Genomic DNA, 23,653 nt, shown 5'->3' on the forward strand with positions numbered 1-23,653 from the left:
GCAGAATGCCCGACTCACCAGTAGTAGTCGGAATTGGCGTCGGCGTTTCCGCTGGAGGAGTTGCCGCCGAACAAGTCGGTGACCCGGCCGAGGCGGATGAGGGCGGGCGGCTCATATTCGGGCTCCGGCGAAGGCGGTTCGGGCCTCTCTGCTGTCATGACGACCACCTGTGACGTGGGATACGGAAGAGACCAGAGTGACTCTAGCGAGAGTCAGCGGAGATGGCCGATGAGCCCGAGAATCAGCGCCCCATGGGCGGCGGCGTCCGGTTGGGCGAAGCGGAGTTCCATGTGACGGGTCCACGGTGAGCGTCTGAGTTCCTGTTCGCAGTCGGCGGCGACCAGGCGCAGGCCGGGGGCGAGCGGGCCGCCCAGCACGACCGCCTGGGTCTCCAGCGTGACGGCGCTCTCTCGCAGGGCGCGGGCCAGTTTCCGCGCGGCGGCGATGAGGGCCCAGCGGCAGTCGGGGTCGCCGTTCCTGGCGCGTTCGATGAGGTCGCCGATGGAGGCGGGCGGCTCCTCGCCCCGGGCCCGGGTGCTCACGTACATCCCCTCGAGCACCGCGGGGACGCTGATGTAACGTTCCAAACAGCCTCGTTTGCCACACCAGCAGTCGAGACCCACGGGCTCCACCGAGTGGTGGCCGATGCTGCCCGCGCGGCCGAGCGCGCCGCGGAGCATCCGGGGGCCGATGACCAGCCCGCCGAGCACGTGCTCGGCGATCTCCACGTAGAGCAGGGTCTCGAATGGATGATGGTAGGTCTGCTCGTTCAGCGCGCCCAGCCGGGCGTCCGCGTCGACCACCACCTTGACCGGGCCGAACCGCGCGGAGAGCCGGCGGTGCAGGTCGGGGGCGGCGAACCAGGGCGCGGGCGGCGACGGGGTCAGGTCGCGCGGGTCGACCGACCAGGGCACGGCCAGGCCCATGGTGGCGATGTCGCCTGGACCGCGGCCGATCGAGCCGACGAGATCGGCGACGGCCACCGCCGCGGCGTCGATCCAGGCGCCGCCGTCGCGCAGGCCCTGAGCGAGCGGGAGGAGCCGGACCTGGTCACGCGGCCAGTGGGGTAACCGCGCGGCCACCGTGACCTGGCGGGTGCCGACCTGTATCCCTACCGCCACCCCCTGCGCCGGCAGCAGGGCCACGGGTTCCTTCTTGCCGCCGTGGGCGATGCCGTCGTCCAGAAGCTTCTGCACCGCCGTGCTGACCGACGCGATGGACAGGCCGGTGCGTCGCGCGAGCTCGGTGCGCAGGCCGGAACGGCACATCAGAGCCCTGATGACCTGGAGAACGCTGTCGCTCCTGGTCTCCGGGTCGAGTAGGTCACGCGTCTCGTGCACGGGCACTCCGCCCCCGATTTCGAAATACGACTCGCGCCGCCTCGATCGTGACACAGCGGCTTCACATCGAAAAGCGATCACCGAACGCGGCCGAACCATAACCCAGCAGCCGAAAAGGGAAATTCCGGATATCGATGGACTGGCTATCGACACGTTGGGTAGTGTCGCATGCTCATAGGGTGATTATCTGCTTACTCGATGGGAATGCCGTGACCGGTCCGCTCCCCCGTGGTGTGCACGACCTGCTCGCGCGGTTCGCCGCCGTCATCGCCACCCGCCCGCCGCGCCGCGCGCTGCCCGCCATGCTGCTCGCGGGGCCCTCGGCGGGCAGGATCGTCGCCGAGGTCCGGGCGTCGCTGACCGGCGACCACGACCTCGTCCCCCACGCCCGCGTCACCGACGCCGACGCGACGGCGACGGCCGGGCTGGTGATCGCCGTCGCCGACCGGTTGCAGGCCTCGATGCCCGAGGGCGCCGGAACGCTGCGGCTGCCCCTGCTGCGCACCTGCCAGGCACTCTTCTCGCTGGAACCCGGCGACGCCGACGACCTGACCGCCCGGCGCGGAGAACTGCGCGACCGGCTCTACGAGAGGCTGGCGGCCCGGCGTCCTGCGCTCGGCCGGGCCCACGCCATCGCGACCGAGACCGGCTCGTGGCTGCTCGGATTCCCGCAGAACCTGGCCCAGGTCCTCCTGGCGACGCTCCCCCGGCTGGTCTACGGCGTGTGGTTGTCGCGGAGCCGGTCGCTGCGCTGGGTGGGCGGGATGCTGGGGCCGCGGAACCGGAGCTTCACGCGGGTCGCGCTGGAGGTCACCGGGAGCGGCGCCTCCGTCGAGGCGGCACTCGTGCAGCAGGTGCTGCTGACCGCGCTGCTCCGCGACCTCGACCGCGCCACCCGGCCGTCCCGATGGTGGGTGTACCGCCGCCGACGCCGCTGGTCGTTCGTCGTGCTGCTCGACGCGGTCGGCGGCGCGGGCTCGCCGTGCAAGGAGTTCCTCGACGCCTACGCGCAGGTCGCCGGGCCCGGCGTGCGGTCGCCGCTGCTGGTGCTGGGGGCGCTGGTGGCCGAGGACCCCTCGGTCGCGAAGCGGATCACGCCCGGCGAGGTCGCGGCCCGGTACGCCGCTTCCGATGACCTCGTGTACGTGGTCCCACTGGCCGAGGAGGACGACGACGGCGCGGCCCGGCGGTGGATCGAGACCAATCCCCGGGTGCGCACCCGGCCGGACAGCCGGTGGGACTACGTGCGGGTGGCCGCTCCCCTGGTGCTGCTCCTGACGGCCGGGGCGCTGGTGCCGGCGTACGCGTCGACCCCCTCGTCGTGCCGTGCGGTCGCGGGAGACGAGATCATCGGCGTCACTGACGGCGTCGAGTGCGACCTGGCGTCGCCCGGGGCCCAGGGCGACCTGCTGCGGGAGCTGGAGACGCTCGCCGAGACCCTCAACCAGGCCGTCGACCTGAGTAAGCCGTACCGGGACGTGGTCTTCTACGCCCCCGTCACGATCGCCGCCGGGTCGGGGAACACGACGTTGAACGGCATCCAGAGCCTGCGGGGGGCGCTCCTCGCGGTGGCCGAGGTCAACGCCCGCCCGGGTGTGCACCACATGCAGTTGCGGATCCTCATCGCCAACCCCGGCGACGCGTTCGGGCACGGCCCCGAGGTCACGGCGATGATCCTCGACCGGGCGCGGCTCGGCCGGATCGCCGCCGTCGTGGGCATCACCCAGAGCCGGCCCGCCTCGCTGGCCGCCGTGACCGCACTCAGCGACGGCAAGGTCCCGGTGATCGGCAGCTCGGTGACGGGCAGCGCGATGGTGGCCGGACCGGCGGCCCCGCTCCGCAACTTCCAGGTGTCGCCCTCGAACACCCAGATCGCACGGATCATGGCGGCCTTCGCCGGCGACCGGCCGCCGGTCATCGTCACCCACCCCGACGACCCGATCTTCAGCATCGACCTCGGCCACAAACTGGAGGCCCTGCTCGAACCGGGCCGGACGTCCCGCGTCCACTACGCGGAGAGCGGCCGGGGGCCCGGCGCCCGCGACGCGGCCCAGCAGATCTGCGAGCGGGCCCGGTCGGGCGGCTTCGTGATCTACGCCGGCCGCTCGGCCCGGCTCCAGGAACTGCTCGACGCGATGGGCGACCGGGAGGACTGCGCCCGCGCCGACGGGAGCCGGATCGGCTTCCTGACCGAGAGCCTGCCGAGCGGGTTCCTCGACGATCCCGGCGCGCTGGCCTCGCGCTATCCCTTCGCCACGTTCTCCTACCTGGCCTTCGACTCCTCGGCCGCGCCGAAGGCGGAGCGGCATCCCTTCGCCGCCGGTTTCACCGCCTTCTTCCGGAGTCACGACCTGCCGGGCTACCAGCCGAACGGCGACGCGGCGGGCGCCTACGACGCGGTGATGGTGGCCTCGCGGGCCGTCGACGAGGCGTTCGCCCTCAACGCCCCCGACGAGGACTTCCCCGCCAACGACGTCTACGGCTGGCTCTCGAGCTCCGGCGTCGAGGGCATGAACGGCGCCACCGGCGCCATCACGCTGAACCGCAACCACCGCTATCCGCCGGACAAGACCATCTTCATCCTGGGCGTCGACCCGGTCACCAGCGTCGCGCGGGTGCTGCTCGAATGCGGCCCCGGAGCCTGCCCGCCCGGCCGATAAGGTCCCGCGTTTGTTTCGTGTTGGTTTCGACCTCTTGACCGTCCACGCAAAACGGGTGTAATCACAGATAAAACAACACGCACCCAAGGACGAAACCAACATCATGTACGCCGAGGAGCGACAGCAGGAGATCCTGCGCCGGGCCCGCGCCGCCGGGCGGGTCGACGTGGTGACCCTGGCCGAGGAGTTCGCGGTCACCACCGAGACCGTGCGCCGTGACCTGACCGTCCTCGAGAAGGCGGGGGTGCTGCGGCGGGTGCACGGCGGGGCCATCCCCGTCGAGCGGCTCGGCTTCGAGCCCGCGCTGGCGGCTCGCGACGAGGTCATGACGTCCGAGAAGGAACGCATCGCCAAGGCCGCGATCGCCGAGCTCCCCCAGGACGGCGCGATCATCATCGACGCCGGGTCGACGACGCGGCGGCTGGCCCAGGAACTCCCCGCCGACCGCGAACTGACGGTGATCGTCAACTCCCCGCCGCTGGCCACGATCCTGGCCGCGCGGGCCAATCTGAACGTCATCATGATCGGCGGCCGGGTCCGCGGCCGGACGCTGGCCACCGTCGACGACTGGGCGCTGCGCCCGCTGGCCGACATCCACGTCGACGTGGCGTTCATGGGCGCCAACGGCATCTCCGTGGCCAAGGGCCTGACCACCCCCGACCCGGCCGAGGCCGCGATCAAGCGCGCGATGATCGCCTCCGCGCAGCGCAGCGTCCTGCTGGCCGACCACACCAAGTTCGCCGACACCTACCTGGCCCGATTCGCCTCGCTGTCCGAGATCGACGTCCTGATCACCGACAACGCCCTCGATCCCCAACTGGCCGCCGACCTGGCCCTCCACGGCCCAGAGGTGGTACGCGCATGATCCTCACGCTGACCCTCAACCCCAGCCTCGACCGCACCGTCGACATCCCCTCACTCGCGCGCGGCGAGGTCATCCGGGCCGCCGCCGCCCACCTCGACCCGGGCGGCAAGGGCGTCAACGTCTCCCGCGCCCTGCTGGCCAACAACGTCCGGTCCTGCGCCGTCGTCCCCTACGGCGGTGAGGAGGGGCGCAGGCTGATCGAGCTGCTCGACGTCGAGGGCATCGACATGGTCATGGTCCCGGTCGACGGAACCACACGTTCCAACATCACGCTCGCCGAACCCGACGGCACGGTGACCAAGGTCAACGAGCCCGGCGCCACGCTCACCCCTGCGGAGCTCGAGGAGATCGCGAACGCCGTCCTGAGCGCCGCGCACAGCGCGGACTGGGTGGTCGCGTCCGGGAGCCTGCCTCCTCAGGTTCCCTCCGATGTGTACGCCACCCTCTGCCGCCGCTTCCGGCAGGCCGGCATCAACGTGGCGATCGACACGAGCGGGCCCGCCCTGGTCGCGGCCGTCGCGGCGGGGCCGCGGCTGGTCAAACCCAACCGTGAGGAACTCGCCGAGGCCACCGGCTCCCCGATCGACACGGTCGGCGACGCCCTGGAGGCCGCGATGAAGCTCAGGGCGATGGGCGCGGAGACCGTACTGGCCAGTCTCGGGCGTGACGGCGCGCTGCTGGTCGAAGACGGGACCGTCTGGTTCGGCGAGTGCGCGGCGGAGGAGCCGCGCAGTTCCGTCGGGGCGGGCGACGCATTACTGGCCGGGTTCCTCGCCGCGGGAGCGCGCGGGAAGGCGGCCCTCGTCGAAGGGCTGGCCTGGGCGACCGCGGCGGTGCAGCTGCCGGGCAGCCGCATGCCGGGGCCCGGCGACATCAGACGTGATCGGGTGACCGTGGGCGAACCCGATCCCACACGGCCGCTGTCGGGGGGCTGATCGCGGCCCACGTTTTCCCCTCCCCTTTCCAACCCCCCGAGCTCCCCGGAAAGGAGCACACATGACCACCGACTACACCCCGCCTGTTGAAGGCACCGGGGTCAAGGCCACGATCCAGCGGTTCGGCGGCTATCTGGCCGGCATGATCATGCCGAACATCGCCGCTTTCATCGCCTGGGGTCTGATCACGGCCCTGTTCATCCCGTCGGGCTGGATCCCGAACGAGATGTTCGCGGCGCTGGTCGATCCGATGATCAAGGTGTTGCTGCCGGTCCTGATCGGTTACACCGGCGGGCGCATGGTGCACGGCCAGCGCGGCGCCGTCGTCGGCGCGGTCGCCACGATGGGCGTCGTGGTCGGCGCCGAGGTGCCGATGTTCCTCGGCGCGATGATCATCGGCCCGCTGGCCGCGTACCTGCTGAAGCTGTTCGACGACGCGGTCAAGGACCGCATCAAGGCCGGCTTCGAGATGCTCGTCGACAACTTCTCGGCGGGCATCATCGGCGGCGCGGTCGCGCTGCTGGGCGTCTGGGGCATCGGGCCGATCATCGAGAAGGTCACCGAGGTGGCGGGCGACGCCGCCAACTGGCTGATCAGCAACAACGTGCTGCCGCTGGCCTCGGTCGTCATCGAGCCGGCCAAGGTGCTGTTCCTGAACAACGCGATCAACCACGGCGTGCTCACGCCGCTGGGCGCCGCCGACGTCACCGAGACCGGCAAGTCGATCCTGTTCATGCTGGAGAGCAACCCCGGTCCGGGCCTGGGCCTGCTGCTGGCGTTCTTCTTCTTCGGCCCGCGCGCTCTGCGGCCGAGCGCCCCGGCGGCCATCATCATCCAGTTCTTCGGTGGCATCCACGAGATCTACTTCCCGTACGTGCTGATGAAGCCCCGCCTCATCCTCGCCATGATCGCCGGTGGCGCCTCCGGCATCCTCGTGTTCATCGCGACGGGCGCCGGTCTGCTGGCCTCCCCGGCTCCGGGCAGCATCTTCGCCTACCTGGCCGTTACCCCTCCGGGTGGCTACTTCGGCGTGCTGGCGGGCATCGTCGTCGCCACCGGCGTCACGTTCGTGGTCGCCTCGGCGCTTCTCGGCTTCGGCCGGGGCGAGAAGGAAGAGACCCCCGCAGAAGAGACATCCACCACTCCGCAGGAGGCGTAACCCTTATGGCCGGCATCGAGAGCGCGGCAATCAAGAAGATCGTCATCGCCTGTGACGCGGGCATGGGCAGCAGCGTGATGCTGGCCTCCACGCTCCGCAAGCAGCTCAAGGGTCAGGGCATCGAGGTGATCCACTCTCCCGTCGACCAGATCCCGGCCGACGCCGACGTGGTCGTCACCCACCAGGGCCTGGCCGCACGGGCCCGCAAGACGACGCCGCAGGGAGCGGTCCTGATCCCCTTCCAGGTGTTCATCGGCGACCCGGCGGTGACGAAGCTGGTCAACGCCATCAAGAACGGCGGAGTGGTCGGTGGCTGACATCCCGCTCGACCCCGGCGCCATAAAGCTCGACTGCGTGGCGAAGGACCGCGACGACGCGATCCGCCAGTGCGGCGAGCTGCTCGTGGCGGTCGGGGCGGCGGCGGAGCCGTACATCGGCGCGATGCTGGAACGCGAGCGGACGCTCTCCACCTATGTGGGGGAGGGCGTCGCGATCCCGCACGGCACTGCGGCGGCCAAAGAGGTCGTCCACCGCGACGCGGTGTGCGTGCTGCGCTTCCCCGGCGGCGTCGACTGGGACGGCGACCAGGTCAAACTGTGCGTCGGCATCGCCGCCAAGGGCGACGGCCACGTCCACCTGCTGGCCGAACTGGCCGAGATTCTCATGGACCCCGACGCGGCCGAGGCTCTGCGCGAGACGGCCGACGAGGCGGAGGTCCTCCGACTCCTCATGGAAGGAACAGAATGAAGGTCGCGCGTTTCCACGCGCCCGGCGACATCCGGGTCGAAGACGCCCCGGAGCCGGTGGCGGGTCCGGGCGAACTCCTGATCCGGGTACGCAACTGCTCCACCTGCGGCACCGACGCCAAGATCCTGAAGTTCGGCCACCACCACATCCGGCCGCCACGCGTCATGGGCCACGAGATCGCCGGCGAGGTCGTCACCGGAACGGGTGCATGGTCCACCGGCGACCGCGTGCAGATCATCGCCGCCGTCCCGTGCGGGGAGTGCGGCGAGTGCAAGCGCGGCCGGATGACGGTCTGCCCGAACCAGGAGTCGATGGGCTACCACTACGACGGCGGGTTCGCCGAGTACATGGTCGTCCCGGCGAAGGTCCTCGCGGTCGACGGCGTCAACCGGATCCCCGAGAACGTCGGCTTCGCCGAGGCCTCGGTCGCCGAACCGCTGGCCTGCGTGCTGAACGGCCAGGAGCTGGCCAGGGTCGGCCCCGGCGACGACGTGGTCGTGATCGGATCGGGTCCGATCGGCTGTCTTCATGTACGTCTGGCACGCGCCCGGGGAGCCAGGAGGGTCATCCTGGCCGACCTGAACCCCGACCGCCTGGAGATGGCCGCCGTCCTGGTCAACCCCGACGCCGCGCTGCACGGCGACGACGTGACCGAGGCGGTGCTGAAGCTGACCGAGGGCCGGGGCGCCGACGTGGTCATCACCGCCGCCGCCTCCGGGATCGCCCAGGAGCAGGCGCTCGGGATGGTCGCCCGGCAGGGCCGGATCAGCTTCTTCGGCGGTCTGCCGAAGGACAACCCGATCATCCGGCTCGATTCGAACCTCGTCCACTACCGGGAACTGACAATCGTCGGCGCGAACGGTTCGAGCCCCGCCCACAACCGGCAGGCCCTCGAACTCATCGCGACGGGCGCGGTGCCGGTGGCCGACCTCATCACCCACCGGCTGCCGCTCACCGACGTCCTCGAGGGGATCGACATCGTGATGCGCGGCGAGGCCATCAAAGTCACCGTGGAGCCGTGATGCCAGAGAGAACAGTGAAGGTGGCCGCCGCGACCGGCCTGCACGCCCGCCCGGCCAAGCTCTTCGTCCAGGCGGCGGCCGGGACCGGCGTCCCGGTGAAGATCCGGGTCGGCGACGGCAAGGCGGTCAGGGCCGACAGCATGCTGGGAGTGCTGTCTCTCGGGGCCGTCCACGGGACCGAGGTGACCCTGTCGGCCGAGGGCGACGGCGCGGACGCCGCCCTGTCGACCCTGGTCGAACTGCTGGAGCGCGACCTCGACGCCGAATGAATCACGCCGAGTGAATGATGAGGGGACGGCCGGGCGCCCATTCGGGGGGTGCCCGGCCGCACTTCGTATTGTCCGGCGGGGAGCGCGGGTCGTACAACCGCCGTTGCTCTTGACGATCCAGGCTGTTAGCGCTCACAGCGTCGACGAGATCAAGACCTACGTCGCCGCGTCGAACCGGGCGCCCTCTTGAAGGTCCACTCAACGACGCCGTGGCCGCGAACGCCAGACCTCTGAGGATCAGCCGCCGGATGGCGCAGGGCAACGTCGTGCTGGTCACGCTCCTGATCTACCGCAAGGGCTTGCTGTGGCCCGCAACCTCACTGGAGTCGTAGGTCCCCTGACATGGCGCAGGACCGCCGGCGGTCGAGGGGCCGAGGCCCTTGCGCTTGCCCGCCGGGCAGATATCCCGGCTGATGTCACCTCAGTGGCCCTGGACGTAGTAGTACACACGGGAGAAATCCCTGGATGCCAGGTCATCGCGGCGGATTCCGTAGATCAGATAGCCTCCGTCGCCCCACAGCATCCGCGCTTGCTCGTCCTCCGCGATCTGCAGCAGGGTCACCCATTCCTTGGCCTCCTCGATGAAGCCGGGATCCTCCCACCTCAGACCCGCCCGCTGGGCCCCGACCTCTTCGATGGAGGACTGGAAGGCCACCGAGTAGCCGCCGACGCGGTGGGTCGGCCATGGCTCCTGGGTTCTTTCGAATCGGTGCAGTTCGTCGGGGAACGGGTCGTTGTGCCACACCGCCTCATACGTCTGCTTGACACCGCCGAAAGCCTCCACCAGGTGGGGCTGGCAGCTCTCCGGCCAGGTGGCGACCATTTTCGCGGTCAGCGGGATCTCGGGTGCCTCCTCGGGGAGTTCCCGCGCCACCACCTCGGTTCCCGCCGGGAGGTACACCACGGCGCCGTCGCCGTCGTATTCGAAGACGGCGAGGAACACCAGGGTGCCTGCCGTCGGCAGGTCGAGGTTGGTTTCGTAGGCGGCCAGCGCGGCGCAGTCCAGTTCGACGGCCAGTGTCTGGTGGGGGCCCAGCTCCAGGTCCGGTGGGAGCAGGGCCCTGCCGCCCAGCCGGCCGACCACCGGGTCGCCTTCGCCCGCGTGCGCCAGCCGGATCGTCGGCCGGGCCAGCGCGATGAGCTTCGCCGCTGTCACGGAAGGCAGGTTCGCGTCGACGAACTTCGCGTACTCCGTCAGCCAATTAGTCATGATCACATTGTCGATGCGCGGATCACGGCCAAGGGTTGCCCATCTACGCCCAGCTTCGGCCGACGGGCGAGTGGCCTTCCACCCCGGCGGCCGCCTGCTCGACACCACCAGGGGCGACGAAACCGTGTCGCTGTGGGATCTCGGCGATCGGTCATAGCTCCAAGCGTCGAGCGTGTGGCTGTGTTCTACCGGAATGCCCAAGGCCCTTGGTCTCAACCAGAAATCTCAGCTGACACCAGGCTGGCGGGCAACGCGACCATTCAGCCTGTTTGCTGCACCAGGCCATCGCCGCTGCCTGCCTGGAAGTTGCGAATTACGCGAGCAGGTGCAATACCTGCTGGGCCTGGCGTTCGGTCACTCCGTCCTGTTCACCATCACCGGCCCAGAGGTCTGAGCGAGCGTCCTCATCAACCCTGACCCCGGGCGCCCGGCCAGCAGGCGTCAGCCCGTGCCCGAAGGGACAGCCCGTGCTGGAATGATTTCGAGATGGAAGCCGAAGAAGCGGGAGGTGACGTACAAGCAATGTCATTGAGCGATGACGCCTTCCTGGTCCGCCTGTACGACGCCACCGGGGAGGAGCGCTACTTCAAGGCCGCGCGCGCCTTCTGGGACATGGTCGTCCCGCCCCGCATGTACAGCATCGGCGGCACCAGCACCGGCGAGAACTTCCGGCGGTCGGGCATCATCGCCGAGACGATCGCCGACGTCACCGCCGAGGACGCGGCCCGCGAGGCCCTCTTCGTCTAGCGGACCCGTCGACCTACCACTCCAACTACACCGCGACCAGCTTTCGCATTGGCCTGCTGGATAGTCGGCGTTCCAAGCTTGACTTACTCGGACAGAGTCATAAGGTTTTCTTATATTTGCTGGATGATCTGGGAAATCACGCTCCACGAAGAGGTGAACAGGTGGTACCTGGACATCTGCAAGAACGACCCTGAGGCAGCAGACAAGATCGAGGAGGCGCTGGACGAACTCGCACAACGAGGGCCCAGCATGGGCAGGCCACTGGTCGATCGCATCCACCACTCGCGGGTGCTGCACAATCTCAAAGAGTTGCGTCCGCGTGTCCCCGGCGAGGCGGAGATTCGGATGCTCTTCGTTTTCGATCCCAGCCGCGAGGCCGTAGTTCTGGTTGCCGGCGACAAATCAGGAGAATGGAACAGGTGGTATCGCACCGCGATTCCCCTGGCAGAGCAACGCTACCTGCGGTACCAGGAAGCCAAGGCGCACGAGGAGGAGTCATGAGCGAGTTCGTGAAATGGTCGGACACCAAGGCCCAGCGTCGTGAGATCGACCCGGACTGCGACTCCCCCGAGCGCATCGCCGATCGCGAGGCCAGTCGCGAGCAGATGCGGGCGGAGTTGCGGGGTGCGCAACTTGCGGACATGCGCAAACGTCTTGGGGTCTCCCAGCAGGTGCTGGCCGAGCGGATGGGCATCTCCCAGGCCCGCGTCTCCCAAATCGAGCATGGCCAGATCGGTGGCCTTGACGTCGTCCGCAGCTACGTCACCGCTCTTGGAGGCACGCTCGAGGTGGTCGCGGACTTCGGTGACCACACCGTCAAGGTCGCCTGAACGGGGCGTCCTCGGCACCGACCGAGAGAACGAGGGGACAGCCGAGCGTCCATTCAGGTGCTCGGCCGTCGGTTTTCAGGCGTCCTTGAGACGGTCGTCGATGTACATGGGGATGTGCGTCCTGCACACCGACCATCTGGCGTTGTCCCGCGTGGTCACCGCGTAAGCGGGCGACTCAGGACAGACATCGACCCACGTGCATCTTTCGGCGCTGACGGCGCCGTCAGAGAAGAGGGACGGGTCGAACTTCTTGATCTCGAAGGTGGCCACGGTGGTGCTCCCTTCCGCTTGTGTTTCCTGCCGAGCCGAGCCACGAGTGCCTCGACGAGCGCCAGGTCGCCGAGGGACAGATTCGTCACCGGCGTGTTGAGCCGGACATCCGCCGGCGGGACCTCTCGCGATCCGGTGCGATACCAGTCCGCGGCGATCTCGTCTACCTGCTGGGCTTAGTGGGCGGTGAGTCGGTCGAGGTTCCAGATGGTGATTTCGTATTGGTCGATCGCGCCCTCCCACATGCCGATGACCGCGTCGTTCTGGGCGTGGGAGCAGTAGGCAAGATCGTGGGACTCGGGGTCGTTGAAGGCCTCCAGGTGCGCCAGCACCGCCTGCTCGCCGACCTCCTCCGACGGCGGGATCAGACTCCCGGGAGAGTCGCCGATGGCGGTGGCGGCCTTGAGCGCGCCGAGAAGGGTCCCGTCGGAGGCGATGCGGGCCTGCCAGAGCTCCCAGTCCGGCTCGCCGGGGTGCTTGGCTAGCAGAGTGGCCAGGTCGGCGCCTCTGACGATGCCGGGCTTGGCGAAGACCGAGACCGAGGCGACGAGGCCGGCGTCGAAGTCGGCCGGGTCGACCTCGAAGAGCGACTGGCTCGCGTCGAAGGACAGGGGCGTGTAGCCGTCGAGCAGGATCAGCACTTCGGGGTGGGTGACCGGCTCCTGGCCGGAGAGGGCTTCCGGGCGTACCCATCCGGGGTGCCGGTTCAGCTCCGTCTCGTAGAGCCAGTTGCCGCCGTAGAACGCCCCGTAGGCCGCGGCGGGGTCATGGTCGGCGAGCGGGTGGCCGAGCAGGCGCCCGAAGGCCTGCGTCAGCGCGGATTCCCAGGCGGAAGCCACGATATGAACTCCTTCAGCTCCGCTGTTCGTCGTCGCGGAGCCGATCGTCGATGTACATCAGGACATGCGGGCGTCGCCGCCCAGGTGCGATGACGGCGGCTGACCGCTTCGGCGGAGAAGTCTCAGGATGACGGGTAGAGGACGGGCCAGGGGATGATCTCGTGATCGTCGACCAGCGACTTCGGGGCCGTCATGCACCACGCGTCGGTCACCAGCTCGAACAGCTCGTCGGCCTCGACGCGGGCCAGGTGCACGACCACCCACCCCGTCGACTCCGTCGTGAACTGCACCTCGAACACGTCGGGGCGCTCCCCGACCAGGGCCGCCTGCTCTTCGAGGGTCGTCTTGAGGCCGACCGTCTCGGTGCGTTCCCACAGGTAGCCGAAGCCCTTGTTGCGCACCCTCAACGACACCCATTCGCCCCCGAAGCCCTGTTCGGCCTCCGGGAGATGGTCAAGCATCTTCAGGAACTCGTCCACACTCACCGCCATGACCCCTACGGCTACCAGATGCCACCGACATTTTCACCCGTCGAGAAGGGACAGGAGATCGGTCAACCGTTCGCGCTGTTCGTCCGAAAGAACGGAGAAGACCTCCGCCGCCGCTTCCCGCCGTGCCACCCGGGCCCTCTCGTGGACGGCCAGCCCGGCAGGGGTCACCGAAACCAGGGTGGAGCGACGGTTGGAGGGATCGACGGAGCGTGCGACGAAGCCGGACGACTCCAGGGCGTCGACGACCGAGGTCAGAGAGCGGGGGACGATGCCCAGCAGTTCGGCCAGGCGGGCCATGCGGATAGGCTCGCCGGCGGCGATGAGGGAGCGGAGCGCGCGCGACTGGCCCGGGTTGACGCCCAGGGGTTCGAGGCGTTCGCGGTAGCCGCGCCGGACGCGGTGGTCGACGCGGTGGACCAGCTCGAAAAGTTCTCCGTCGGACAAAGCACTCGCCTCGTGGAATGAATGTGAGCTAACCTCCGTTTGAGTGTACATCATGGATAATGAACCCCGAGCGCCACTCAGGCGCGTCATCCGCCTGTTCAGGCCCTACCGCCGCAAGCTGGGCGCGGTCGGGGCGCTGATCGTGCTGTCGTCGGTGGTGTCGCTGGCCTCGCCGTTCCTGTTGCGGGAGATCCTCGACGTCGCCCTGCCCAACCGGGACGCGCGGCTGCTGTCGATGCTGGCCCTGGGCATGATCGTGATCGCCGTCCTGACCAGCGTGTTCGACGTGGTGCAGACGTTCATCTCGACCACGATCGGCCAGCGGGTCATGCACGACCTGCGCAAGTCCGTCTACAACCACCTCCAGCGCATGTCGCTGGCGTTCTTCACCCGGACCAAGACCGGTGAGGTCCAGTCGCGCATCGCCAACGACATCGGCGCGATGCAGGCCGTCGTGACGACGACCGCGACCTCGTTCATCTCCTATCTGACCTCGGTGCTCGCCACCATCGCGGCCATGGTGGCGCTCGACTGGCGGCTCACACTGATCTCCCTCGGGCTGCTGCCGGTGTTCGTGTGGATCAGCAGGAAGGTCGGCAAGGAGCGCCGGAAGATCACCACGCAGCGCCAGATCAAGATGGCGTCGATGGCCTCGATGGTGCAGGAGTCATTGTCGATCAGCGGGATCCTGCTGGGGCGGACGATGGGGCGTACCGAGACTCTCACCGACCGGTTCGCGGGGTCCTCCGACGACCTCGCCGATCTTGAGGTCAGGTCGTCGATGGCGGGGCGGTGGCGGCAGTCGTCGATCCAGATCGTGATGGCGGCCATGCCGGCCGTGATCTACTGGGCCGTCGGCTGGACCGGGGCCGTCTCGGTCGGCACGCTGGTCGCGTTCACCACGTTGCAGACGTCGATGTTCCGGCCGTCGGTGCAGCTGCTGGCGCTCGGGGTCGAGGTGCAGAGCTCGATGTCGCTGTTCGGGCGGATCTTCGAATATCTCGACCTGAAGGTCGACATCCACCCCGGCGACCGGGCGCTCGACCGGGTCAGGGGCGACGTGCGGTTCGAGAACGTCGATTTCTCGTACGACGCCACTCCCACCCTCACCGGCATCGACATCGAGGTCCCGCCGGGCAGCCGCCTGGCGATCGTGGGCGAGACCGGATCGGGCAAGACCACCCTCAGCTACCTGCTCCCCCGCCTCTACGACGTCTCCGGCGGCCGGATCACCATCGACGGCGTGGACGTCAGGGAGCTGACCTTCGAGTCACTCGCCGACACGGTCGGGGTGGTCTCCCAGGAGACCTACCTCTTCCACGCCTCGGTGGCCGACAACCTGCGGTTCGCCAAGCCCGGCGCGACCGACGAGGAACTGCACGCGGCGGCGCGGGCGGCCAGGATCCACGACCACCTCATGTCGCTGCCCGAGGGCTACGACACCCTCGTCGGCGAGCGCGGCTACCGGTTCTCCGGCGGCGAGAAGCAGCGGCTGGCCATCGCGCGGACCCTCCTGCGCAACCCGCCGGTCCTGATCCTCGACGAGGCCACCAGCGCCCTCGACACCCAGACCGAGCGGGCCGTCCAAGAGGCCTTGGACGAACTGGCCGAAGGCCGGACCACCCTGACCATCGCCCACCGGCTGTCCACCGTCCGCGACGCCGACCAGATCATCGTTTTGGACAGGGGCCGGATCGTGGAGCGCGGCACCCACGACGAGCTGATCGCCCTGGGCGGCCACTACGCCACCCTCGTCAACCGCGACGAACTCACCCTGACAGCAGCTGAAGCGGCAGGATGATCACCGCATAGGCGACGGCGGCGCACGGCACCGCCGCCAGCAGCGTCAGCCCGATCTCCCGGACGGCGCTGGCCAGCAGCGGTACGAGCAGGAACACCGCCAGGCACGCCCAGGCCTGCGGGGCGTAACCGAGGCCGAACGCGTAGTGCGCGGCCTCCATCCCGAACACCCCGGACAGCGCGGCCAGCCCGGCCACCCGCTGCCACCTGGCCACACCCCGCCGCCACCACAGGCCCGCGACCCCCAACACCGGCCCGGCGACGCACGCGATGACCACCCAGACCGTCGGCCAGAACAGGTCCCCCATGCCGTCGCGGCCGAACTCGGCGTAGCCGTAGTAGCCGACGACGAGCCCGACCTCTGCAGCGAGACCGGCCAGGAGAGCGCGCGGCAGCGAAGATGGGGCCGGCGGCACCAGGCCCAAGAGCTCCGTAGCCGAGATGACGCCCGCATCCGAAGAAGCCGATCCGGAACCCGCGTCATGAACCGGCTCGAACGACCCTCTGACATGCGCCGGGGATGACGGCCCGACGCCCGGACCGTATGTGGTGAAGCCTCGCGGCAGTCTCCCTGCCACTGAAGCCCCCGCCACGAAGGCGACCACCGACCACACGGCCCCCGAGTTGGCGATCTGGTTCCACGCCCCCGGCAACCACCCCTGCGCCAGGTTGGTCAGCACCCCCACGGCCAGCCCCGCCACCAAGGCGATCGGCACCGCCCGCCACCACCGGATCTCATTCATGATCGCGCCCCCGCTCGTCACCTTCGAGCCCGGAACTATATCGGCGAAACGCTCCCAAGCCGGGGCATATCCGGCTGACGACCTGTGGCGCGCGCGAATCAGATCTGGTTGAGACCGCCGTCCACGTAGAGCTCGGAGCCGGTGATGAAGCTGCTCTGGTCGGAGGCCAGGAAGGCGACCGCCGCCGCGATCTCCTCCGGGCGGCCCATCCGCCCGAGCGGGACCTGTCCCGCCAGGTAGCCCTTCAGCTCCTTCGCCCCTGCCTCGTCGGCCGCGAGGCCCGAGATGCCGGGGGTCTCGACGGGGCCGGGGATGAGGGCGTTGACCCGGACGCCGCGGCCCTTGAGCTCGTTGGCCCAGGTGCGGGCGAAGGAGCGGATGGCGGCCTTGGAGGCGGCGTACACGCCGAAGGCCTCGGCGCCGGAGCCGGCCGCGGTCGAGCCGGTGAGGATCACCGAGGCGCCCTCGTTGAGGTGCGGCAGCGCCTTCTGGACGGTGAAGAGGGTGCCCTTCACGTTGGTGTCGAAGGTCTGGTCGAAGTGCTTCTCCGTGACGTCTTCGAGGCGGGTGAACTCGCCGCCCCCGGCGTTGACGAAGAGCACGTCGATGCCGCCCTGTTCGGCGACCGTGGCGTAGAGCCGGTCGAGGTCGCCCAGGTCGGCCACGTCGCCGCGGATCCCTATCGCGCCGTTGCCGATCTCGTCCACGGCCTGCTTCAGTTCGGCCTCGCGGCGGCCGACGATGAAGACCTTCGCGCCGTCGTCGGCCAGCCGCCGGGCGGCGGCCAGGCCGATGCCCGTGGTGCCGCCGGTGACCACGGCCACCTTGCCGTCGAACGTTCCCATGATGTGCCTCCCTTGTCGTAACCGATTTGGTTACAGTCGCAAACGTAACCATGCCTGTTACACTGAAGTCAAATGAGCGCCAACAGCAGGCTGACGATCGCCGCCCACGTCCTGACCTGGATGTCCATGGATCAGCAGGGCGGCCGGGTCGCGACCTCCGACCGCATCGCCGAGAGCGTCCAGACGAACCCGGTGGTGATCCGGCGCTGCCTCGGCGAGCTACGCGCCGCCGGGCTGGTGGAGGCCAGGCGCGGCGCGGGCGCCGGCTGGCGGCTGACCCGGGAGCCCGCGGACGTGACGCTGCTCGACGTCTACCGCGCGGTCGAAGACGGGCCGCTGTTCGCGATGCACGCCACCCCGCCGAACCTGGGATGCCCGGTGGGGTCGGGGATACGTCCCGCGCTCGACGGGGTGTACGCGGGCGTCGAAGCCAATCTCCAGAAACAACTGCGAGCCACCACGATCGCTGATCTACTGGATGACATAAACGGGCGCAAAATGGGATAATTCGCACCGTGAATTCACGCCAAGCTCTTGTCGTCCGAGGCGGCTGGGAAGGTCACCAGCCTGAGGCCGCCACCGATCTCTTCCTCCCCTACCTGCGAGACCAGGGGTTCACCGTCACGGTCGCCGACTCTCCGGCGGTCTACGAAGACACCGCGCTCCTGGCCGGCACCGATCTCGTCGTCCAGTGCTTCACGATGGGCACGATCACCAAGGAGCAGAGCGCCGGCCTGACCTCGGCGGTCGCGGCGGGGACCGGGTTCGCGGGATGGCACGGCGGCATCGTCGACGCCTTCAGGAACGACCCCGACTACCTCCATCTGACCGGCGGGCAGTTCGCCTGCCACCCCGAGGCCGGCGGCGAGACCTTCGTCCCCCACCGGATCGAGATCACCGGCGAAGACCACCCGATCACCGCGGGCATCGACGACTTCGACCTGGTCACCGAGCAATATTGGGTGCTGACCGACCCGTACAGCACCGTTCTCGCCACCACCACCCACGCCGCGCAGGGGGCGTGGAAGCGGCCGGTGACGGTGCCGGCGGTGTGGATCCGCGAGTGGGGGCAGGGCAAGGTCTTCGTGGCGACGCCGGGGCATGACCTGGACACTCTCAAGAACGACAGCGTACGCGTCATCGTCGAGAGGGGACTCACATGGGCGAGCCGGTGAAGATCGGGATCGTCGGCTGCGGGAAGATCTCGGGTCAGTACACCGAGACCTTCAGGAACCTTCCGGGTCTGGTCGTGTACGCCGTCGCGGACCTCGACCAGAACCGCGCCCAGGCCCTCGCGGCCGAAACCGGCGCGCGGGCGATGACCGTCGGCGATCTCATCGACGCCTGTGACCTGGTGCTCAACCTCACCGTCCCGGCCGCCCACACCGAGGTCGCGCTCCGCGCTCTCGCCGCCGGGAAGGACGTCTACGGCGAGAAACCCCTGGCCGCCACGTTGGAAGAAGCCCACACGGTCATGGCGAGCCTGAACGGCGCCAAGCTGGGCTGCGCGCCCGACACCGTGCTCGGCACCGGCTTCCAGACCGCCCGCCACCACCTCGACGCCGGGCTCATCGGCCGCCCGGCCGCCGCCATGGCCACCATGATCACCGCAGGGCCGGAGCCCTGGCACCCCGACCCCGACTTCTACTACCTGCCGGGCGGCGGCCCGCTGCTCGACATGGGTCCCTACTACGTGACGGCTCTGGTGACGCTGCTGGGGCCGGTCGTCTCGGCGATCGGGGCGAGCAGCCGTACCCGACAGGAACGGGTGATCGGAAGCGGCCCCAGAGTGGGGACCCGGATTCCGGTGACCACGGACACGCACGTCACCGGGGTCCTCACGCACGCGTCCGGCGCGCTGTCCACGCTGATCATGTCGTTCGACGGTTCCGCCACCAGGGCGCCCAACATCGAGGTCCACGGCGACCTCGGCACGCTGATCGTGCCGGACCCCAACCGGTTCGACGGCGACGTGCTGGTCCACCGGGTCGGGCAGACGTGGGAGCCCCTTCCGGTGACCGCCGGTTACCGCGACTCCGGCCGCGGCATCGGCGTCTACGACATGATCACCGCCCCCCGCCCGCGCGCCTCCGGGGAACTGGCACTGCACGTGCTGGACGTGATGGAGTCGCTGCTGCGATCGGCCGTCACCGGACAGTCGGAAGCGGTCAAGAGCACCTGCGACCGGCCCGACCCGGTACCCCTTCAGTCCCTGGCGTGATTGTCGGCGGCCAGCGACTGATATTCGATGATGTCGTCGGCCGTGATCAGGCCGTCTTGGATGGCTCGGGCCAGCAGGGTCGTCTTCGTCGGGGCGGCCCTGCCGGTGCTGGCGTATTTCACCCGGGCGCGCTCGATGTACTGCTTCACGGTCGCCTCCGAGATGCCCATGCGGAGCGCGACCGACTGCTTGTTCATGCCCTGGAACCACAGCAGCAGCGCCTCGCGCTCACGGCCCGACAGCATCGGGCGCGAGGTCTGCCCGTCGGCGGCGACCAGCGCCCCAGCCATCACCGGCGGCACGTAGGGGCGGTCGCGGGCGACGGCGACGATCGTGTCGACGCAGTGTTCCCTGGTCTCGTTCTTGGCGATGAACGTCGAGGCGCCCGCCTGGAGGACGGCCATCACGGTCGCGTCGTCCTCGGACACGGAGTAGACGACCACCCGCCGCCCGGCCGCGACCAGTTCGGGGATGCGCGGCAGGGTGTTGACGCCGTTGTCGAGTTCCAGGTCGAGCAGCAGCACGTCGGCGTCGGCTCCGGCGCCGTCGAGGACCGAGTCGACGGTGTTCCCGCTGGCCACGATCTCCACCCGTCGCAGCGGGTCGGCGTCGACCCACGAACGGATCCCGTCGAGGACGACCGGCAGGTCCTCCACCACCGCCAGGGTCACTGGGCGGTCCAGCGGCTCTCGATCCACAGTTGCGTCCCTCCGTTCTCGGTTTCGACGCGGGTGGCGACGCCGTCGGCGCGGAGGCCACCCGCGACGGGCAGCGACGGGGCGTCGGTGAGCACGCTGACGATGACCTCGCGCGGGGTCGCGACGAGCGTGACCCTGGCCTGCCGGCGGGCCCGCGCCATGCCCTCGATGGGCGCCTCGGTGAGCGCCCGCCGCACGTCGAGGGGCAGCGGAGGGACGGTTCCGGCCGTCAGGAAGAGCACCACGACGCCGCGTCGTTCGACGTCGAACGCGCAGGCGCGCAGGGTGTGCAGGAGCGGGTCGGGGGCGTCGTCGGTCTCGGCGATCAGGCGGCGCAGCCGGGCCGCGCCGACCGCGCTCTCGTGGCGGACGTCGGGGTCGGCCGGGTCGGCCCCCTCGGCGAGCAGGTTCAGCACGGGCGCGACGGCCGAACGCACCTCGGCGTACCGGGCCAGCCGGTCGGCGTGGACCTGGTCGGCGGCCTTGCGGTCGGCGTCGGCGCGGGCGGTGCGGTTGGAGTTCTCCACGGCCCACCGGGCGGCCAGGTCGAGGGCGTGGCCACCGGCGCTCGCGCCCGCCTGGAGGCTGATCGCGCCGACGCTGACGACGAGGAACTTGCTCAGCGACAGCGGGTCGAAGCCGCCGGCCAGAGCCAGCCCGACCAGGGTGACGACCACGTTGGCCAGCAGGAAGACGCTCAGGTCGCGAAGCCAGGTCGGGCGCGGCCAGAACAGGATCATGGCCAGCCAGCCGACCGAACCCCAGGCCCAGTCGGCGGCGTTCACGACGTCGCCGGGCTGGCAGGCGGCCACCACGATCGCCGACACGGCGAGGGTCCCGACCGCGTAGGGCCACACCCCGAAGCGCAGCGGCCGTTCGGTCAGCAGGGCGATGGCTGCGACGACGCCGATCGCGGTGTACAGGAGCCAGGCGAGCCCGGACAGCCACGGGAAACGGTAGAACTCCCAGGAGCCGATGGTGGCGACCAGGTCGAAGCCGACGTGCCAGAGGGCGACGATCGACACGGCGGCCCGGCGCGCGCCCAGGCTGTAGTTGCGCCGGACACTCGTCTCCGATGCGGTCAACGCGTCCACCTCAGGGTGATCCGGGTGCCCTGCGGGCCCGACTCGACCATGCCCCGGCCGCCGACCATCTCCATGCGGGCCAGGATCGACACCCGCAGGCCGTAGCGGTGGTCGGGGACGCGGGCCACGTTGAAGCCCATCCCCCGGTCGCGGACCACCACGACGACCTCGCCGTCGTCCTCGGTCAGCGTCACGGCGGCGGTGGTCACGTTGGCGTGCCGCAGCACGTTGGCGAGCGCCTCGGCGACCGCTTCGAGGAACGCCTCGCCGACCTCCCACGGCACCGACACCGGCACCAGCCGGGTGTGGATGGCCAGCCCCGACCGGTTGGCGCCGGCGGCCAGCCGTTCGTGCAGCGGCACGTGGTCAGGGCCGGTGCCGCCGCCCTCCGACATGCGGTCGAGGTCGGCCAGGTGGCGGGCGGCGGTCTCGCGCAGCATGGGCGAGGTCGCGCCGATGCCCCCGGCGCCGATCATCATGAGCGTGGCCAGCACGCTGCCGTGCATGCGGCTGTTCTGGGCGCGTTCGTCGCGGCGGCGTTCGCGTTCGACGGTGGCCTTCTCCTCGGCCTCGCGGGCCGCCGCGAGCTCCCCGTCGGCATTGGCCGCACCCTTCCTGAGCAGGCTCATGAGCAGAGCGGCCGCCCCCACTTGCAGCACGTGGATCCCGGCCACCGCGAAGGCGCCGGAACCGTAGAGGTGCGCGGCCACCACCAGGAGCCCGGCCGGTACGGCCGCCTGGGCCCGCCAGGCCAGGTTGACCGCCACGATCGTCATGGTCACCAGCCCGCCGACCCAGCTCGCGCTGTCGCCGCTGAGCGTCCCCGCGACGAGTTCCTCCTGGAACACGCACAGCGCGCAGGTGATGATCACCTCGGAGACGATGACCTGCGGCAGCAGGCCGTAGGTCCAGCCGGCCCAGAGGAAGAAGACGCTCCAGCACAGCAGCCCGGCCACGACGGGGAACAGCACCGCGGAATCGACCGGCGGGGCCAGGCCCAGCAGCGCCGCGGCGACCGCGACGACCCCCGCGACACCTCGTATGACGGCCGCGCAACTGGCGGTCACCCGGTCGAGCGCGGCGGTCGCGGGCATACGCCCACCCGCGTCGAGCCGAACACCCAATGTCATCAGACGCCCCACTCAGCAAGGCATGGATCATGACCGCGCCATGCGAGTGTAGAGCCGTTTGTCCGGCTGTCGGTCGAATGGCCGTCATAGGTACGCGTCTGTAACCCGGTCTAATTGAGACGGTAATCGTCACGGGAGGAGGGCCAGGTAATGCAGTACGCGACGGAGAGCGAGATCCGCTCGACGATCACCTCGGCACGCGTCACGGACCCGGGTATCGGGATCCAGTTCGACGACCGGGTGAGCCGCGGTGACCTGCCCGCCCTGGTCAGCCTGATCTCCAGTATCGTCCGGCTGTTCCTGGGGCTGGCCAAGAAGATCGACGACGAGACGGCATCCCGGGTGGCGCGCTCCTACCTGGCCTGATACGCATGGGTTCATGACGTTTCACCCAAATTTGGACCCTGATCTGCGCGCCTTTCTGGAAAAGACTCCACTGCTCTCGTACGACCTGAACACCGCCGACCTGGCGGAGATCCGCCGGGCCCGGGCCGCCGCGTGCCTACCGCCGGGGTCCGGGACCGAGGTGACCGACGTCGACGCCGACGGGCTGCGGCTGCGCGTCTACCGTCCGGCCGGCGCGGGCGACGAACCGCTGCCGTGTCTCTATTGGATCCACGGCGGCGGCATGGTGCTCGGCCTGCCGGAGATGGACGACTCCCGGATCTCCCGCTTCGTCGAGGCTCTCGGCTGCATGGCGGTCTCGGTGGACTACCGGCTGGCGCCCGAGCACCCGTACCCGATCCCCCTCGACGACTGTTACCGGGGCCTGGTGTCGACGGCCTCGATGCCGGGGGTGGACGCCGGCCGCTTGGTGATCGGCGGGAACTCGGCGGGCGGCGGGCTGGCGGCCGGGTGCGCGCTGATGGCCCGGGACCGTGGCGGGCCGTCGCTGCGGCTGCAGCTGCTGCTGTGCCCGATGCTCGACGACCGCGACGACACGGCGTCGGCGGCGCAGTTCGAGGAGGCGATCGTGTGGCCGCGCGGCAGCAACCGGTTCGGCTGGTCGGCCTACCTGGGCGACCTGACCGAGACGCCGGTCTACGCCGCCCCGGCCCGCGCGACCGACCTGTCGGGCCTGCCGCCCGCCTACATCGACGTCGGTGAGCTGGAGGTCTTCCGCGACGAGGACGCGCTCTACGCGCTGCGCCTGGCGGCGGCCGGGGTGCCGGTCGAGTTCCACCTGTGGCCGGGGGCCTTCCACGGATTCGCCGGTGCGGTGCCGCACTCCCCCATCGGACGGCGCTCCACCGAAGAGCAGATCGAGGCGCTGCGGCGCGGTTTTGTCGGTGGGGATATCTAG

The 23,653-nt window shown here is 69.7% G+C and carries 29 protein-coding genes; 17 read left to right on the forward strand and 12 right to left on the reverse strand.

The window, feature by feature from the left end:
* Nucleotides 1–14 precede the first annotated feature (14 nt).
* Complete coding sequence (locus tag AW272_RS43165) at nt 15–158, reverse strand: hypothetical protein (protein WP_169807549.1); 144 nt, start codon at nt 156–158, stop codon at nt 15–17.
* Between the two features lie 54 nt (nt 159–212).
* Nucleotides 213–1,340 (reverse strand): ROK family transcriptional regulator, encoded by a 1,128-nt coding sequence (locus AW272_RS14435; RefSeq protein WP_169807550.1) that lies wholly within the window; start codon nt 1,338–1,340, stop codon nt 213–215.
* A 209-nt stretch (nt 1,341–1,549) separates the two neighbouring features.
* On the opposite strand from AW272_RS14435, the gene AW272_RS14440 reads away from it, so the two are divergent.
* The 8 genes from AW272_RS14440 (at nt 1,550) to AW272_RS14475 (ending at nt 8,997) form a co-directional block, all read left to right on the forward strand.
* Nucleotides 1,550–4,000, forward strand: coding sequence for an ABC transporter substrate-binding protein (locus AW272_RS14440; RefSeq protein WP_157518544.1), 2,451 nt, complete (start codon nt 1,550–1,552; stop codon nt 3,998–4,000).
* Between the two features lie 103 nt (nt 4,001–4,103).
* Nucleotides 4,104–4,865, forward strand: coding sequence for a DeoR/GlpR family DNA-binding transcription regulator (locus AW272_RS14445; RefSeq protein ID WP_066364527.1), 762 nt, complete (start codon nt 4,104–4,106; stop codon nt 4,863–4,865).
* Nucleotides 4,862–5,800, forward strand: a complete 939-nt coding sequence (pfkB, locus tag AW272_RS14450) for a 1-phosphofructokinase (RefSeq protein WP_066364531.1) — start codon at nt 4,862–4,864, stop codon at nt 5,798–5,800. Before AW272_RS14445 ends, pfkB begins: the two co-directional genes overlap by 4 nt.
* A gap of 61 nt (nt 5,801–5,861) precedes the next feature.
* On the forward strand, nt 5,862–6,959 hold the full coding sequence (mtlA, locus tag AW272_RS14455; protein ID WP_066364536.1) for a mannitol-specific PTS transporter subunit IIC: 1,098 nt from the start codon (nt 5,862–5,864) through the stop codon (nt 6,957–6,959).
* A gap of 5 nt (nt 6,960–6,964) precedes the next feature.
* A complete protein-coding gene (locus AW272_RS14460; protein ID WP_066364537.1) occupies nt 6,965–7,276 on the forward strand; it encodes a PTS sugar transporter subunit IIBC family protein in 312 nt (103 codons plus the stop codon).
* Complete coding sequence (locus AW272_RS14465; protein ID WP_066364538.1) at nt 7,269–7,706, forward strand: PTS mannitol transporter subunit IIA; 438 nt, start codon at nt 7,269–7,271, stop codon at nt 7,704–7,706. The genes AW272_RS14460 and AW272_RS14465 overlap by 8 nt, the downstream gene beginning before the upstream one ends.
* The gene (locus AW272_RS14470) at nt 7,703–8,728 is read left to right on the forward strand and encodes a zinc-dependent dehydrogenase (RefSeq protein ID WP_066364540.1); all 1,026 of its coding nucleotides are present in this window, start codon (nt 7,703–7,705) and stop codon (nt 8,726–8,728) included. The genes AW272_RS14465 and AW272_RS14470 overlap by 4 nt, the downstream gene beginning before the upstream one ends.
* Entirely contained in the window at nt 8,728–8,997 is a 270-nt protein-coding gene (locus AW272_RS14475; RefSeq protein WP_066364542.1) for an HPr family phosphocarrier protein, read from the forward strand. The genes AW272_RS14470 and AW272_RS14475 overlap by 1 nt, the downstream gene beginning before the upstream one ends.
* 421 nt (nt 8,998–9,418) lie before the next feature.
* Here the strand turns inward: AW272_RS14475 and AW272_RS14480 are convergent, their stop codons facing one another.
* A complete protein-coding gene (locus tag AW272_RS14480) occupies nt 9,419–10,207 on the reverse strand; it encodes a DUF1963 domain-containing protein (protein ID WP_157518545.1) in 789 nt (262 codons plus the stop codon).
* 522 nt (nt 10,208–10,729) lie between these two features.
* Here AW272_RS14480 and AW272_RS14485 point away from each other — a divergent pair.
* From AW272_RS14485 to AW272_RS14495, 3 genes are all read left to right on the forward strand, one after another.
* Nucleotides 10,730–10,954 (forward strand): beta-L-arabinofuranosidase domain-containing protein, encoded by a 225-nt coding sequence (locus tag AW272_RS14485; protein WP_218010890.1) that lies wholly within the window; start codon nt 10,730–10,732, stop codon nt 10,952–10,954.
* Nucleotides 10,955–11,077: 123 nt separating this feature from the next.
* A complete protein-coding gene (locus AW272_RS14490; protein ID WP_066364546.1) occupies nt 11,078–11,455 on the forward strand; it encodes a type II toxin-antitoxin system RelE/ParE family toxin in 378 nt (125 codons plus the stop codon).
* On the forward strand, nt 11,452–11,784 hold the full coding sequence (locus tag AW272_RS14495) for a helix-turn-helix domain-containing protein (RefSeq protein WP_066364547.1): 333 nt from the start codon (nt 11,452–11,454) through the stop codon (nt 11,782–11,784). Before AW272_RS14490 ends, AW272_RS14495 begins: the two co-directional genes overlap by 4 nt.
* Nucleotides 11,785–11,859: 75 nt before the next feature.
* On the opposite strand, the gene AW272_RS42035 is transcribed toward AW272_RS14495, so the two are convergent.
* From AW272_RS42035 to AW272_RS14515, 4 genes are all read right to left on the reverse strand, one after another.
* Nucleotides 11,860–12,054, reverse strand: a complete 195-nt coding sequence (locus AW272_RS42035) for a hypothetical protein (protein ID WP_066364548.1) — start codon at nt 12,052–12,054, stop codon at nt 11,860–11,862.
* A gap of 176 nt (nt 12,055–12,230) precedes the next feature.
* Nucleotides 12,231–12,893, reverse strand: coding sequence for a hypothetical protein (locus AW272_RS14505; RefSeq protein WP_066364549.1), 663 nt, complete (start codon nt 12,891–12,893; stop codon nt 12,231–12,233).
* Between the two features lie 122 nt (nt 12,894–13,015).
* A complete protein-coding gene (locus tag AW272_RS14510) occupies nt 13,016–13,384 on the reverse strand; it encodes an MmcQ/YjbR family DNA-binding protein (RefSeq protein WP_066364551.1) in 369 nt (122 codons plus the stop codon).
* 33 nt (nt 13,385–13,417) lie between these two features.
* The gene (locus AW272_RS14515; RefSeq protein WP_245657540.1) at nt 13,418–13,828 is read right to left on the reverse strand and encodes a MarR family winged helix-turn-helix transcriptional regulator; all 411 of its coding nucleotides are present in this window, start codon (nt 13,826–13,828) and stop codon (nt 13,418–13,420) included.
* 52 nt (nt 13,829–13,880) lie between these two features.
* On the opposite strand from AW272_RS14515, the gene AW272_RS14520 reads away from it, so the two are divergent.
* On the forward strand, nt 13,881–15,629 hold the full coding sequence (locus AW272_RS14520; RefSeq protein WP_066364554.1) for an ABC transporter ATP-binding protein: 1,749 nt from the start codon (nt 13,881–13,883) through the stop codon (nt 15,627–15,629).
* Here AW272_RS14520 and AW272_RS40585 read toward each other — a convergent pair.
* Entirely contained in the window at nt 15,598–16,371 is a 774-nt protein-coding gene (locus AW272_RS40585) for a DUF6518 family protein (protein ID WP_083958299.1), read from the reverse strand. The two genes, AW272_RS14520 and AW272_RS40585, sit on opposite strands and share 32 nt — an antisense overlap.
* A gap of 98 nt (nt 16,372–16,469) precedes the next feature.
* On the reverse strand, nt 16,470–17,216 hold the full coding sequence (locus AW272_RS14530; RefSeq protein ID WP_066364558.1) for an SDR family NAD(P)-dependent oxidoreductase: 747 nt from the start codon (nt 17,214–17,216) through the stop codon (nt 16,470–16,472).
* A gap of 72 nt (nt 17,217–17,288) precedes the next feature.
* On the opposite strand from AW272_RS14530, the gene AW272_RS14535 reads away from it, so the two are divergent.
* From AW272_RS14535 to AW272_RS14545, 3 genes are read left to right on the forward strand one after another with little or no spacing between them, the layout of a single operon-like run.
* On the forward strand, nt 17,289–17,723 hold the full coding sequence (locus AW272_RS14535; protein WP_066364560.1) for an Rrf2 family transcriptional regulator: 435 nt from the start codon (nt 17,289–17,291) through the stop codon (nt 17,721–17,723).
* Between the two features lie 8 nt (nt 17,724–17,731).
* Nucleotides 17,732–18,391, forward strand: coding sequence for a ThuA domain-containing protein (locus AW272_RS14540; RefSeq protein ID WP_066364562.1), 660 nt, complete (start codon nt 17,732–17,734; stop codon nt 18,389–18,391).
* Nucleotides 18,376–19,437, forward strand: coding sequence for a Gfo/Idh/MocA family protein (locus AW272_RS14545; protein ID WP_066364564.1), 1,062 nt, complete (start codon nt 18,376–18,378; stop codon nt 19,435–19,437). The genes AW272_RS14540 and AW272_RS14545 overlap by 16 nt, the downstream gene beginning before the upstream one ends.
* On the opposite strand, the gene AW272_RS14550 is transcribed toward AW272_RS14545, so the two are convergent.
* From AW272_RS14550 to AW272_RS14560, 3 genes are read right to left on the reverse strand one after another with little or no spacing between them, the layout of a single operon-like run.
* On the reverse strand, nt 19,422–20,108 hold the full coding sequence (locus tag AW272_RS14550) for a response regulator (RefSeq protein WP_083958300.1): 687 nt from the start codon (nt 20,106–20,108) through the stop codon (nt 19,422–19,424). The two genes, AW272_RS14545 and AW272_RS14550, sit on opposite strands and share 16 nt — an antisense overlap.
* Entirely contained in the window at nt 20,105–21,220 is a 1,116-nt protein-coding gene (locus AW272_RS14555) for a hypothetical protein (protein WP_157518547.1), read from the reverse strand. The genes AW272_RS14550 and AW272_RS14555 overlap by 4 nt, the downstream gene beginning before the upstream one ends.
* Nucleotides 21,217–22,350, reverse strand: a complete 1,134-nt coding sequence (locus tag AW272_RS14560; RefSeq protein WP_157518548.1) for an ATP-binding protein — start codon at nt 22,348–22,350, stop codon at nt 21,217–21,219. The genes AW272_RS14555 and AW272_RS14560 overlap by 4 nt, the downstream gene beginning before the upstream one ends.
* 150 nt (nt 22,351–22,500) lie before the next feature.
* Between AW272_RS14560 and AW272_RS14565 the strand changes: the two genes are divergently transcribed.
* Both AW272_RS14565 and AW272_RS14570 read left to right on the forward strand, forming a co-directional pair.
* Nucleotides 22,501–22,716, forward strand: coding sequence for a hypothetical protein (locus AW272_RS14565; protein ID WP_066364568.1), 216 nt, complete (start codon nt 22,501–22,503; stop codon nt 22,714–22,716).
* A 13-nt stretch (nt 22,717–22,729) separates the two neighbouring features.
* Nucleotides 22,730–23,653 carry an alpha/beta hydrolase gene (locus AW272_RS14570; protein WP_066364569.1) on the forward strand — a complete coding sequence of 308 codons (924 nt, stop codon included), beginning with the start codon at nt 22,730–22,732 and terminating at the stop codon, nt 23,651–23,653.

The organism is Herbidospora mongoliensis (assembly GCF_001570545.1).
Classification (GTDB): Bacteria; Actinomycetota; Actinomycetes; order Streptosporangiales; family Streptosporangiaceae; genus Herbidospora; species Herbidospora mongoliensis.